Consider the following 13,562-nt stretch of genomic DNA (forward strand, 5'->3'; position numbering starts at 1 on the left):
ACCCAGGCCAATGTATGGCCTGGGATTCATTTTTCTATTTAGATCTTACCTACAAGGTCTAATGATGGAGCAATTGTTTTAGCTCCTTCTTGCCATTTTGCTGGACATACTTGACCTGGATTGTTAGCTACATATTGTGCAGCTTTTAATTTACGCAATGTTTCTTTAACGTCGCGCGCAATTGCATTGTCATGAACTTCCATTGTTTTAATTTCACCTTTTGGATTAATGATGAAAGTACCACGCAATGCTAAGCCTTCTTCTTCAATATGTACTTCAAATGCACGCGTTAGTTGATGCGTAGGATCTCCAATTAATGGAAATTTTGCCTTACCAACAGCAGGTGAAGTCTCGTGCCATACTTTATGTGAAAAATGTGTATCAGTTGTCACAATGTAAACTTCTGCGCCTGCTTTTTGGAATTCTGCATAATGATCAGCTGCATCTTCAACTTCTGTTGGGCAGTTAAATGTAAATGCGGCTGGCATAAAAATAAGAACTGACCATTTTCCTTTGAGATTAGCTTCTGTAACGTCAACAAACTTGCCATTGTGAAATGCTGTTGCTTTAAACGGTTTTACTTCAGTATTAACTAATGAAGACATCGTTTTCTCCTTCTTTGGTTGGTTAAAAAATAGAGATTATAGGTAAGTCGTATTGATATGTATAATCAATTGTTATTATATTAATGATTTATTTTACTTATCATTTAATATAATAAAGCTCAATTGATTAAAAATAGGGTCTTATTTTTTGTCTTTGATGTCTTCCAGACTATTTTCAAAAATCAATTGTTTCAAACGAGACTCTACAATTGATTTTTGATAAAAATTGCCATCTTTAGATTTCGCAGCAAATTCCATTTGCTCTATTGCTCTAGGCAAATTAAATTTACGATAATAAGCTTCGGATTGCGCTTGGTATTGAAGTAATTCTTTCCCCTCTTTTGAATAAGCTTTGGAGAGCAATTCAAAGAAATAACTATCATCTGGATAAATATTCAACTTGTCATTAATTAATTTTATAGTTTTTTCTGGCTCATTTGTCATTAAATAAAGTTCTGCTAATCCGTAAATTAAGGCTCGATGATTAGGGTATAAATTTAGAGCTTTTAAATATAGGTTTAATGCTTGGACTGGATGATTGGTTGCGACCTCTAATTTACATGCAAGTGTTTCAATAAGCGCATCCTTTTTAGCATTTATTTTTAACCACTCGACCTCTTGTCTGGCTTTAACAAAATCATTTTTCCTCATATATGCTGTTGCTAGGCCATATCGCTCGGCAGCTTCATTCATATAACGCTTATCTTTGATACTTCCTTCAAACTCATCAACTGCAGATTGTGGTGTACCGTTTGTGGCTCTCAATTTTGATTTGATGTACACGAAATCTGGATTATCGGGTATCTGTCTATAACGAGTATCTTTAACTCTGTTTGACATATCACTTATACGTTCAGTTGTAATAGGGTGTGTTCTTAAGAAGCTGGGCGCAGCACCCTCTGAAAAACGTGACCCCTTTTGAAGAGTGCCAAAGAACGAAACCATTGCACGACCATCAAAACCCGCGTCTGTTAAAATTTGAAAGCCCACACGATCTGCTTCTTTTTCATTATCTCTTGTGAAGTCTAGCTGTTTTTGAACGCCCATCGCTGAGGCTGCAGTCATAGTTCCAGCTGACAATTGTGGGTTAGCTCTTGCCACAAGGAGTGCTAAAGCAATGCCCAATACAGTTTTAATCGAGTCATTTTTCTGCTGTGCGATCATTCTTGGCAAATGCCTTTGCGTTACGTGAGCAATTTCATGACCCAATACACTAGCAACCTCTGACTCACTATTTGAGGCTAAGATTAAACCTGTGTGAACACCAATTACTCCGCCAAGCATCGCAAAAGCATTAATAGAAGATTCATTCACTACAAAAAAGTTAAACTGTTGTGTTTTATTAGGGCTATATGCCACTAATCTATTTCCCAAATTTTTCAGATAATCAATTACTTCAATATCCTGAATAATTTCAGGGCTAACTGCGACTTCTCTTAAAATAGCTTTAGCAATAGCCTGCTCTTCTTTGGCGGATATAATAAGTTGCGAAGAATCACCTAAATCGGGTAATTCGTTGGCAAAAACAGATAGGCAACAAAAAAAACTCGTTAATAATGTAATTTTAAATTTCATCATTGGTATGATACCTAGATTAATAATCACTTAATACCTAAGTTTGCGAAGATAAGCTAATTAAATTTTATGAAAAAACTTACTCACATTAATCAAAAAGGTGATGCACAACTTGTAGATATTTCCGATAAAGCTGTTACACGGAGAAAAGCAATTGCAGAGGGATCAATACAATTAAACAAAGAAACTTTAAAATTAATTCAAGATAATTTAATTAAAAAAGGTGATGTGCTAAATACCGCAAGAATTGCCGGTATTCAGGCGGCAAAAAAAACTTGGGAACTCATTCCGCTTTGTCACACAATTAATTTATCTAAAATCGATATTAATTTTAGTATTGATAAAAAAAATAATGTCATTACATGTCAATCATCATGTGAATGTTTAGCACAAACTGGTCTTGAGATGGAAGCTCTCTCAGCCGTCAGCATTGCCCTCCTCACTATTTATGATATGGTGAAAGCAGTAGACCGTACGATGGTCATCTCAAATATCCACTTAGTGGAAAAGTCTGGAGGACGCTCTGGGCTTTACAAACGAGGTGTGGGACTAAATAAAACAAAGTCCAAAAAAGTAAAATAATAAAGTGCTTGTCCCAAATCTGTCTCTACAAAAGATATTTTAATTGTCTTCGGAGTAGGGGAAGCGAACGTGACCATAACGAACTATTAAGATAGCTATAGCAATAAGTAATATTGAGCCTGAGATAGCAAACATCTTAAATGCGTCAATTTCTGCAATATCTAATACAAGAAAACGAGCTAGTGCAATTATTCCGATGTACAAAGGGTAGCGCACAGGTAGATTTCCTGAACCCAAATAATGATTTAACATCGACATCACTTCTAGGTACAAGAAAAGCATTAATAAATCACCAACCGCTATTGTGCGAGCTTGCCAAACATGTTCGATCTCTTGAAAAACTGCAAAAATAGTTGCTACAGCAATCACAATTAAAACGGCTTGCCCTACTAATGTAAGGCTATGCTGAGCAAGCTTGCTAAATTTGTTAGGTTGCATAATTTTTATCCTAATTTCTAATTATTATTAACTTTTAAAATCTAATCATCAATTCATTTCTTCTAAGAAATGGCAATGTCCAAGGCGGATTATAACGAGCTAATATCGCAGGACCTTGTGGTTCTAAATTTCGCTTTCTCATTTCTTCATTAAGTAGATTTAACATTTCTGCATATTTTCTTTCTCGAACTAGACCGGAGAATGTAATAACTGCAAATTTTTCTGTAGGGACTTCTATAATTTTCACTTCAGGATTGTTAGGAACGGGAAGAGTATCTTTTGAATATTGCTTTGGCATATTAAAACTAATATACCAACCCCTTTCAGTTTCTTCGGAAACAACCGGCGCCGTCATATCAATTTTTTCAGAAGCATCGCGACTAACTACCGGAGCAGTCATATCAATTTTTTTTGAGCCTTCATTTGTTTTATTATTTCCAAAAATAAAATCGGCTAACAATCGAAACCCTTTACTTGATGCACTATCAAATGTGCCGGTAACAAGAACTTGAGCAATTAATTTCGGCTGGTATTCTCTTATTTCAAATGCATCTTTTTTTTCGATACTAATGAATTCTGGTTCTTCAATCGCCATAACAGTAAAGCTCGTAAAAAACAAAATGAAAGCTGTAAAAATACTTAAGCGCATAATACCTACCCATTTAAAGTTATTAAATCACAAATTATTCTTGCTGCTTTAGGAGCCATCGTCAATCCATAACGATAATGTCCTACATTCAAGTATACATTATTATATTTATGATGCTTTTCTATCATAGGCACATTGCCTTCCGAGCCCGGCCTTAAGCCACTCCATTGATTTTCAATATTGTAGTTTTTTAAAACTGGCATTAAAGACTCAGCTTTTTGTTGAAGAGAATGCCTAGCCTCTTCTGTAATACCTTTATCAAACCCAACATCCTCTTTTGTGCTCCCAGCAAGAATTAGACCGTCCTGTCTTTGTACTAAATAAAAATCATCTTTATAAATAATATATGGCAATTTTTCTTTGATGGAAGGATATTGAATAAGCTGCCCTCTGATAGGTTTAATTTTTGGCATATCAATTTCATTCAAAACATAAGAGCTCCATGCGCCTGAGGCTACAACATAATAATCTGCTTCTAAATTAAGGCCGCTTTCAGTTCGAAGACAATGGATAAAATCATTTGAATCTACAATAGGGCTAACTTTTTGATGCTCCATCATGACAATATTATTTTTTATTAAATATGTTTTTAATGCTTTGAGTAAACGAGGATTTCTTATTTGAGCCACAAGTGGCAAAAATAAACATGATGTTCTATCTACTTGAACTTGCTGAATTTCAATATGATTTTTCTGGCACCAACTTATTGCATAATCATTATCATTTACATCGTAAATCAACATACCTGATTCAATCCATTCAGGATCAATACCTGTATCTTTTTTTAGAATCTCAGAAAGTTGATGATAAAAATCGGCACTACCAAAACAAAGATTATTTACAGTATCTTGATAGTTCCAAGGCAATAAAGGAGAGAGAATGCCGGCTCCAGCCCAAGAAGCTTCCTGACCAACAGCATTCTGATCGAGTAAAGTAACTTCATATCCTTTTTCAATAAGAAAAAAAGAGGTTATACATCCCACAATACCGCCACCAATGACAGCAACTTTTTTTGTCATGCTCTATTTGCCAGTCAGTATGTATTTTTCTAAAGCATTAAGTTTATCTGCTATACCCAATACCACGAGAATATCTCCTGGAGACAAAACGATGTCATCTCTCGGTTCTATATCTTCCAACATATTAGGGCGCCTCAAGTATTTAAGCTCAACATTAAACATGGCGAATGGAATTTGCATAAGTTTCCAAGAATAGACATGTGATTTTTCATTAATTTCAATCGCATGCAACCTCAATTGTGGTTGAGTCACTTCAGGCTCTGCATCTGACATACCACCAAAATAACCCCTAAACATTTTGTAACGTTCTTCTCTAAAAGAACGGATTCGCTTCACAACTCGATTTAGAGGAACGCCTAAAACAACAAGTGCGTGAGAAGCTAACATTAAACTACCTTCTAAAATTTCTGGAACAACTTCACTTGCGCCAGCATTTCGAATATCGTCCATATGAGTATCATCTAGCGTCCTTACAATTACTGGTATATTTTTATATGTATCTTGAATAACATGAAGTACTTTCATAGAAGCTCTAAAATCAGCATAGCTAATCACAAGCGCTTTAGCTGTTTTAATGCCTGCCGCTTCTAAGACAACTCTTCGACTTGCATCACCATACATTACATGTTCTCCACCAGCTGATGCCTCATTCACTCGACTTGGGTCAATATCAATCGCAATAAAAGGAATATTCTCTTCTTTTAAAAAGCGTCCTAAGTACTGTCCACTTCTGCCATAACCACACAAAATTACATGGTCCTTTAAAGTGCGGCCTATTGATTGAATTGCTTGCACTGTGTCGGCACTGTTGCGGTTATAACTTTTTGATAAATAACGCGCTATACGGCCGTTATATTGAATGATAAATGGAGCTAATATCATTGAAAGTAATGAAGCGGCCAGGATAATTTGGAATGCATGAGTTCCGATTACATGCCCTTCTCTGGCAAGTGCCAATATCACAAAACTAAACTCCCCTGCTTGTGCCAAGATAAGTCCGGTTCTAATACCTACACCAATTTCATAATTGAATAATCTTGCCAGCAACATAATCACAAAAGCTTTGAATAAAATAAATCCCAAGGTAATTAAAATGACAAAACCAATATTCGATGCAAGTTGGTGAAGATTAAGCAACATACCAATGCTTATGAAAAAGAGGCCCAATAAAATATCTCTAAAAGCTGCAATATCTGATTCAACCTGATAGCGATAACGTGTCTCAGAAATTAACATACCAGCCATAAACGCTCCAATGCCGTAAGATAATCCAGCCATCTCGGTTGCAAAGGAAAATAAGAGTGTAACCATCAAAACATTCATAATGAATAATTCACGTGACCGCTGATTAGCTACCACAGCAAACCAAGAATTCATTAAAGGTCTACCAAATTTAAAAAGAATGGAAAATAAAAAGATTGCTTTTAAAAGTGACATTAAAAATATAGTGCCAATATCATTGGTTGAGGCTCCAAGCACTGGGATCAATATTAATATTGGAATAACTGCTATATCTTGAAAGAGCAAAATACCAATAGCCAATCGACCATGTCTTGAATTTAAATCAACACGCTCCATTAGTATTTTTGAAACAATGGCTGTTGACGACATAGTAAATGCGCTTCCAATTACGAATGCTGAGGTTAAATGAAGCCCTAACCACCAAGCAACACTTATAGAAGCAAATAAAGTAATAAGAACCTGTGCACCGCCTAAACCGAAAAGGATATGCCTCATGGAATAAAGTTTAGGCAAGCTAAACTCAAGTCCAATACTGAACATCAAAAACACAATACCAAATTCTGCAAAATGCCTACCAGATTCGGAGTCAGGTAATACGCCAATTAAATGAGGTCCTAAAATTAAACCTACAACAAAGTAAGCAATCATTGCGGGTAATTTTAAATATCGAAATAGTCCAACTAGTAAAACTGAGCTTACTAGCAAAATAAGAACTAAGGGCAGAGAGTCAAACATTCATTTATCCAAGATTAATCAACAATTTTTAGGTTTAAAGTACATATAAACCCTTTTACACGAGTATCTATTACCCTCTACAATATCAATATGACCAAGACATCATCAAAAAATACGCTCGAACGCGCCCGTCAAGTCCTTGAAATTGAAGCACAAGAAATATCATCCTTAGCAAATAGGCTTGATGATCATTTCGTCCATGCTGTTCAGCTCATTTTACATTGCGATGGTAGAGTTGTGGTAAGTGGGATGGGGAAATCAGGGCATATTGGAAGAAAATTAGCATCTACTTTCGCAAGCACAGGCACTCCTAGCTTTTTTATGCATCCTGCTGAAGCCAGTCATGGTGATCTAGGTATGATTACATCTAATGATGTAGTCATTTTTCTATCAAATTCTGGTAAAAGTGATGAACTCATATCTATTCTTCCCGTCATTAAAAGAATTGGCGCAAAAATTATTTCAATTACAGGCAATAGCAATTCCGAACTGGCAAGAGAATCTGAAATTCACTTAAGTGCTCAGGTATCTCAAGAGGCATGCCCTTTGGGGCTTTCTCCCACAGCTAGCTCTACAGCATCACTTGCTCTAGGAGACGCGCTAGCTATTTGCGTTCTTGATCAAAGAGCATTTACAGCTGAAGATTTTGCTCGATCACATCCGGGTGGCAGTCTAGGCAAAAGACAAGTCGTTCGAGTGCGAGACATTATGAGAAAAACTGATCAAGTACCGTCTATCCATGAGCACGCTTTACTTTCTGATGCAGTCCTTGAAATATCCCTCAAAGGATTAGGCTTTACAGCAATCGTAGATAAAGAGTCTAAACCTATTGGTATGTTTACTGATGGAGATTTAAGACGACAGCTTTCTAAAAAAATAGATTATGAAAAACAGTCCATCAAAGAAATTATGAATAAAAATCCAAAAACAATATTTGATGATCAAATTATTATTGATGCGATTAATCTTATGGAGACTAGCAAAATTAATGGGATCCTAGTAGTAAATAGAGAATTCAAATTGGTAGGTGCTTTTAATATGCATGATCTTTTTAAAGCGAAAGTGATTTAATGGACTCTAATCTCAAGGCTCGCGCGCAAAAAATTAAACTTGTTATTTTTGATGTTGATGGCGTAATGACAGATGGCTCACTCTTTATTGGAGACGATGGCCAAGAATATAAAATGTTCAACACGCAAGATGGCTTGGGTATGCGATTACTTAAAAAAAGTGGAATTAAACTCGCAATTATTACTGGTCGTAATTCCAATAGCGTTCTTATTCGTGCCGAAAATCTAGAAGTCGATTACTTTTATCAAGGTATTTCAGATAAAAAAGAAGCATTTACTGATCTCATCAAAAAAACAGGATTAAAAGTAGAAGAGTGTGCATTTATGGGGGATGATATTGTAGATTTACCCCCTATGTTGCAATCGGGTCTGGCTATTACAGTCCCAGCAGGTCATGATGAAGTTAAAAAAATTGCGCATTTTATTACAGAAAAAATTGCTGGCTATGGTGCCGTTCGAGAAGCTTGTGATTTTATTATGAAAGCACAAGGCACTTATAACTCAATCATTGCACCTTACTTTAAATGATCAATCGCTTCTCTGTTTTATTCCCTACTTTATTCGCTGCAATCTTGGCTTTTATTTCATACTGGGTTCAAGTTTCTGTTGAAAATGAAAGCGAAAAAAGAGGAAATAAATTAAGTAATAGTCCTGATTATTTTTTAACTAACTTTAAAACAACACAAACTGAGCCAGATGGCTCTGTTCATTTTATTTTGTCAGCAAATGAAATGGTACATTTTGCTAAAGATGATACTACACGTTTAAAAAAACCACTTTTTATTAGATACAAAAATAATCTACCTAGCTCACAAATTGAAGGCGGTCTTGGTCTTGTCTCGACTGATGGTGAAGAAGTGCGGATGATTGATAATGTAAAAGTAGCTCGTCTCGAAACAGAAACAAAACCAAAAATGGAACTTTTTACAGACCAACTAACTGTATTGCCTCATAAAGACCAAGCATTTACAAAAAGCCCTGTTCGTATTATTCAAGACCCTAAAACTGTCGTCAATGCGATCGGCATGAAATATGACAAAAAGAATGGAATAATAACCTTGTTAGAGAAAGTTCGCGTGCATTATGAAAAGCCAGCAAAGAAAACTAATTTAACTGCTCATCCTATTATTCAAAATAAGAAGCTAAAAAAATAATGTCCCCAATATTTTTTAAACCATCGCTATTAAAATTTATATTTACTTGTTTATGCTTTTTAAGTATGACTTCGCCTAATGTCTTTGCAGAAAAAGCGGATCGAGATAAGCCTATCGAACTTGAGTCTGACACAATGACATCAAACGATTCAAAAAATACAAGTGTATATACTGGTAATGTGATTTTGACACAAGGCACACTTCTCATTAAAGCTGACGAACTGACTGTTCGAGAGGATAATCAAGGCTTTCAACATAGTACAAGTGTCGGCAACCCAACGACCTTCAAACAAAAACGAGAAGGTAAGAATGACTATATTGAAGGAAGTGCGCAGAGAATTGAATATGACGGCCGTATGGATAAAGTTCATTTATATAGCAAGGCATGGGTAAAACAAGGTCAGGATGTCATTTACGGTGATTACATCATGTATGACGCAAATGCTGAATTTGCAAAAGCAATGTCCGGCAATACTAAAAATAAAGCGGGAGAAACTGTCCCTGGCGCTAGAACGCGTGCAATTATTCAACCAAAGAAAAAGCCACAGGAATAACGATCTAATATGAGCGAATTAGTCATTGAAAATCTTAAAAAATCCTTTAAAAAAAGAACTGTTGTTCAAGACGTATCTTTAACTATTAAGAGTGGTGAAATTGTCGGATTACTAGGCCCTAATGGCGCTGGAAAGACTACAAGTTTTTATATGATTGTAGGGCTTATTCCAGCTGATCGAGGACGCATTTCATTAGATGATGTCAATATATCTAAAATGCCAATTCATAGCCGGGCGAAATTGGGTTTATCTTATCTACCCCAAGAGTCTTCAATCTTTAGAAAAATGACTGTGTCTGAAAATATTTTGGCTATTTTAGAACTACAAGAATTAACTCGTGAAAAAATGAATAAGAGACTTGAAGAGCTTCTTCAAGAATTAGGCATTACTCACATTAGAAATAATACTGCAATCAGTCTTTCTGGTGGCGAAAGACGTCGCGTTGAAATTGCTAGATGCCTAGCTTCTAATCCAGCCTTTATTTTACTAGATGAACCTTTTGCAGGAATTGACCCTATTGCGGTAATTGATATTCAGAAAATTATCAAATATCTTGCTGAACAAAAAATTGGCATCCTTATTACAGATCATAACGTTCGCGAAACATTAGGTATTTGTGATCGTGCGTATATTGTGAATCAAGGCAAAATACTTGCATCAGGCCTGCCTAAAGCGCTTGCTAATGATCAAAATGTTAGAGATGTTTATTTAGGTAAAGACTTTTATTTATAAGTACTTAAATAAGTGCTATTTAAGCGATGAAACAAAATCTTCAATTTAAAGCATCCCAGCATTTATCGCTTACCCCGCAACTTCAGCAATCTATAAAACTTTTACAAATGTCTTCGGTTGAACTTAACCAAGAACTTGAAATTTTAATTCAACAAAATCCTTTGATTGAAATATTTGAAGAAGAGGATGAGGAAGAAAACAAAAATACCCCGACAATTTCTCAAGAAGAAACTTCATTTGAAATTTTGAATCATCAAGAACATCAAGAAGCTATTTATGATCATGAAATTAATTGGGGTGACGAGTATACAAAAGATAATTACGCTGAATCACCTGACTATCAAGAACCTGCATCACAAACATTAAAACAATACCTTGAAGATATTTTTCATTTAATTCCGATTAGTGAAAAAGATCAGGCTATTATTTCTCTTTTGATAGATTCAATTAATGAAGATGGTTATCTAGAGGAGTCTCTTGATTATTTTTTAGCAAGCATTCCAAAAGAATATGAGGTAAGTATTGAAGAAATAGAATCTTTACTAAAGCTTCTTCAAAAACAAGCTCCTCCTGGTATTGGCGCAAGAGACCTCATAGAATGCCTGACTCTTCAACTTGAGAGTAAAGAAGAAACTCCGATTCATTTACTCTCTATTAAAGTAATTAAGAACCATCTAAATCTTTTAGCTGCGCGTGACTTTGTGAGACTTAAAAAAATACTAGGGTGTGAAGATGAAGCATTAAGAGATGTTCAAAAAGTAATTAAAAGCCTTAATCCAAAACCTGGAAATATATTTTCCACTATTGAAAGTCATCATTTCATTCAACATGAAGTTAATGTCAAAAAAGTGAAGGCTAAATGGCAAGTTTCATTAAATGAGCAAGCGATTCCCAAACTTCGCTTAAATCATATTTATCGAGACTTAATAAAGAACTCACAAAATGACGTTGCACATCATTTATCTAGTCAGATACAAGAAGCTAAATGGATTGTGAAAAATATACAACAACGCTTTATCACAATCCTTAAAGTCTCCGAGGCAATTATGAGACATCAAAAAGACTTTTTAGATCATGGCGAATCTATGATGAAACCTCTTGTTTTAAGGGAGATTGCTGAAGAAGTGGGCCTTCATGAATCCACAATATCTCGCGTCACATCAAATAAATATATTAATACGCCACGTGGTATTTATGAACTCAAATTTTTCTTCGGCAGCTCGATTGATAGTGCGTCAGGGAATGAGCTTGCATCTACCGCAATAAGGGCTAAAATTAAAGAAGTCATTAAACAAGGAGATCCGAAAAAACCACTTTCAGATAATGAAATTGTCTTATTATTGAAGAGGCAAAATATTAATATCGCTCGTCGAACCGTAGCAAAATATAGAGAAATACTAAATATTGCTCCAACCAATCTTAGAAAAATTTTATAAACCCAACCTTAAGGAAACGTCATGAATATTCATTTGACTGGCCATCACTTAGAAATTACTCCGTCATTAAAGGAATATATTCAAACTAAATTAGCTAAAATTTTTCACCATTTTGATCATGTCATTGATGCAAAAGTAACTCTCACCGTTAATAAATTGGAGCATATTGCGGAAGCTACAATTCACCTCCCTAAGAGTGATATCCACGCTGAGTGCAGAGGTGAAAGTATGTATAGTGCCATTGATTTACTCTCAGACAAGCTAGATCGTCAAGTCATTAAATACAAAGAAGTTCATAAAGACCATCACAGAGTTCAGGGCGGTTTAAAACATCAACCAATCGAATAATGTATCTATCAAAGTTCTTTAATTTAATTGCATTAAAATCCAAAGACCCTGAAGTTACAAACCATACACACGGTGTATTTGTTGAAATAAAAGGTAAAGGTATTTTAATTATTGGGAAGTCAGGTATTGGCAAAAGTGAGGTGGTACTTGATTTGATCAGTAGAGGTCACAAACTTATTGCTGATGATAGTGTGTCTTTTTATAAAAACGATAAAAATAAAATTATAGGAAAAGCTCCGTCACTTTTAAAAAATCTAATGGAAGTTCGTGGCCTAGGAATTCTCGATATTAAAAAATTGTTTGGTCGTAAAAGTGTGGCTTTAGAACAAAAACTTTTTTTAGTTATTGAATTAAAAAAATTCCGAAAAAAACTTGATTGTTCAAGACTAGAAATGACTGTAAATACTTTTAGACTTATTGATATTAATATCCCTAAAATTGAAATCCCTATGACTCAAACAAGACATATAAGCCTCTTGATTGAAACGGCAGTTAAAAATTACATATTACTCAAGAATGGGCCTAGCACAATAAGTCATTTGTCTCAGAAACTTAACCTTCAATTAAGTTTGGATCATTAATTATGGAAGTCATTATTATTTCAGGACTATCGGGCTCAGGTAAAAGTATTGCCTTAAATGCTCTCGAAGACAATGACTTTTACTGTATCGATAACTTACCTGTCACACTTTTGTCAAATATTTCACAACATCTAAATCATGAGCATCAAGACAAGGTTGCAATTAGTGTTGATATTAGAAGTATTGATATTGAAAAATTACCCTTCGTTATAAAAGAAATTGAATCGTTATCAATTAAAACGAAGTTGATTTACCTAGAATCATCCACCGAGTCTATCGTAAGACGATTTGGTGAAACGAGACGCAGACATCCCCTTGCAAACGAAAAGCTATCTCTTTCTGAAACTATAGAAAAAGAAAGGTCTATGCTTGCACCTTTAGCTGAGATTGGTTATAAAATTGATACTAGCAGCATGTCAGTAAATGCATTAAAGAAAGCATTGAACGAATTGATTGAGTTAAAGGAAGATCATCTTGCCTTGCAATTTAGTTCGTTCGGATACAAATTTGGCATCCCACTTGATGCAGATTTTATTTTTGATGTGCGCTGTCTTCCGAACCCACACTATGAGTCTAATTTAAAAAATTTAACTGGCTTAGATAAGTCTGTTGCAGAATTTTTTCAAGGCTATAATGAAGTCAATAAAATGTATCAAGATATCAATCACTTTGTAAATGAGTGGCTAGGCTCTTTTAAAAAAGATCAAAGACATTCACTTCATATAGCTATTGGATGCACTGGGGGCAAGCATCGCTCAGTTTATATTGCAAATAAATTATTCACTAATTTCTATAACCCAAAATCTCAGGTAATTATTCGCCACAGAGATATTAACCATTAA

At 35.0% G+C, this 13,562-nt stretch carries 16 protein-coding genes; 10 read left to right on the forward strand and 6 right to left on the reverse strand.

The genetic code is table 11. From position 1 onward, the window contains the following. Positions 1-38: 38 nt before the first annotated feature. Both ahpC and FIT61_RS06175 read right to left on the reverse strand, forming a co-directional pair. Positions 39-605 (reverse strand): alkyl hydroperoxide reductase subunit C, encoded by a 567-nt coding sequence (gene ahpC, locus FIT61_RS06170; protein WP_139873900.1) that lies wholly within the window; start codon positions 603-605, stop codon positions 39-41. A 141-nt stretch (positions 606-746) separates the two neighbouring features. After that, positions 747-2,183 carry a M48 family metalloprotease gene (locus tag FIT61_RS06175; protein ID WP_139873901.1) on the reverse strand — a complete coding sequence of 479 codons (1,437 nt, stop codon included), beginning with the start codon at positions 2,181-2,183 and terminating at the stop codon, positions 747-749. Between the two features lie 66 nt (positions 2,184-2,249). Between FIT61_RS06175 and moaC the strand changes: the two genes are divergently transcribed. Next, entirely contained in the window at positions 2,250-2,762 is a 513-nt protein-coding gene (moaC, locus tag FIT61_RS06180; RefSeq protein WP_139873902.1) for a cyclic pyranopterin monophosphate synthase MoaC, read from the forward strand. 39 nt (positions 2,763-2,801) lie between these two features. Here the strand turns inward: moaC and FIT61_RS06185 are convergent, their stop codons facing one another. Genes FIT61_RS06185 through FIT61_RS06200 form a run of 4 tightly spaced genes read right to left on the reverse strand, consistent with a single transcriptional unit; the run spans position 2,802 to position 6,845 of the window. Further along, a complete protein-coding gene (locus FIT61_RS06185) occupies positions 2,802-3,200 on the reverse strand; it encodes a phosphate-starvation-inducible protein PsiE (RefSeq protein WP_139873903.1) in 399 nt (132 codons plus the stop codon). A 34-nt stretch (positions 3,201-3,234) separates the two neighbouring features. After that, on the reverse strand, positions 3,235-3,795 hold the full coding sequence (locus FIT61_RS06190) for an SOUL family heme-binding protein (RefSeq protein ID WP_139873904.1): 561 nt from the start codon (positions 3,793-3,795) through the stop codon (positions 3,235-3,237). 59 nt (positions 3,796-3,854) lie between these two features. Then, positions 3,855-4,868 carry an NAD(P)/FAD-dependent oxidoreductase gene (locus FIT61_RS06195; RefSeq protein ID WP_139873905.1) on the reverse strand — a complete coding sequence of 338 codons (1,014 nt, stop codon included), beginning with the start codon at positions 4,866-4,868 and terminating at the stop codon, positions 3,855-3,857. A gap of 3 nt (positions 4,869-4,871) precedes the next feature. Beyond that, positions 4,872-6,845 (reverse strand): cation:proton antiporter, encoded by a 1,974-nt coding sequence (locus FIT61_RS06200; RefSeq protein WP_139883795.1) that lies wholly within the window; start codon positions 6,843-6,845, stop codon positions 4,872-4,874. Positions 6,846-6,935: 90 nt separating this feature from the next. Here FIT61_RS06200 and FIT61_RS06205 point away from each other — a divergent pair, with 90 nt between their 5' ends. The 9 genes from FIT61_RS06205 (at position 6,936) to rapZ (ending at position 13,562) form a co-directional block, all read left to right on the forward strand. Continuing rightward, positions 6,936-7,916 carry a KpsF/GutQ family sugar-phosphate isomerase gene (locus FIT61_RS06205; protein WP_139883797.1) on the forward strand — a complete coding sequence of 327 codons (981 nt, stop codon included), beginning with the start codon at positions 6,936-6,938 and terminating at the stop codon, positions 7,914-7,916. Beyond that, entirely contained in the window at positions 7,916-8,443 is a 528-nt protein-coding gene (locus tag FIT61_RS06210) for a KdsC family phosphatase (RefSeq protein WP_139883798.1), read from the forward strand. Before FIT61_RS06205 ends, FIT61_RS06210 begins: the two co-directional genes overlap by 1 nt. Then, the gene (lptC, locus tag FIT61_RS06215) at positions 8,440-9,069 is read left to right on the forward strand and encodes an LPS export ABC transporter periplasmic protein LptC (RefSeq protein ID WP_139883799.1); all 630 of its coding nucleotides are present in this window, start codon (positions 8,440-8,442) and stop codon (positions 9,067-9,069) included. Before FIT61_RS06210 ends, lptC begins: the two co-directional genes overlap by 4 nt. Positions 9,070-9,134: 65 nt before the next feature. Then, positions 9,135-9,623 (forward strand): lipopolysaccharide transport periplasmic protein LptA, encoded by a 489-nt coding sequence (lptA, locus tag FIT61_RS06220; protein ID WP_139873910.1) that lies wholly within the window; start codon positions 9,135-9,137, stop codon positions 9,621-9,623. 9 nt (positions 9,624-9,632) lie between these two features. Further along, entirely contained in the window at positions 9,633-10,355 is a 723-nt protein-coding gene (gene lptB / locus FIT61_RS06225; RefSeq protein ID WP_139873911.1) for an LPS export ABC transporter ATP-binding protein, read from the forward strand. Positions 10,356-10,381: 26 nt separating this feature from the next. Then, on the forward strand, positions 10,382-11,791 hold the full coding sequence (rpoN, locus tag FIT61_RS06230) for an RNA polymerase factor sigma-54 (RefSeq protein WP_139883801.1): 1,410 nt from the start codon (positions 10,382-10,384) through the stop codon (positions 11,789-11,791). 21 nt (positions 11,792-11,812) lie between these two features. Next, positions 11,813-12,139 (forward strand): ribosome hibernation-promoting factor, HPF/YfiA family, encoded by a 327-nt coding sequence (hpf, locus tag FIT61_RS06235; protein ID WP_139883802.1) that lies wholly within the window; start codon positions 11,813-11,815, stop codon positions 12,137-12,139. Beyond that, positions 12,139-12,720: a hypothetical protein gene (locus FIT61_RS06240; protein WP_139883804.1), complete on the forward strand. Its 582-nt coding sequence runs from the start codon at positions 12,139-12,141 to the stop codon at positions 12,718-12,720. The genes hpf and FIT61_RS06240 overlap by 1 nt, the downstream gene beginning before the upstream one ends. Positions 12,721-12,722: 2 nt before the next feature. Further along, entirely contained in the window at positions 12,723-13,562 is an 840-nt protein-coding gene (gene rapZ, locus FIT61_RS06245; protein WP_139883805.1) for an RNase adapter RapZ, read from the forward strand.

The sequence above is a fragment of the Candidatus Methylopumilus rimovensis genome (assembly GCF_006364615.1).
GTDB lineage: Bacteria > Pseudomonadota > Gammaproteobacteria > Burkholderiales > Methylophilaceae > Methylopumilus > Methylopumilus rimovensis.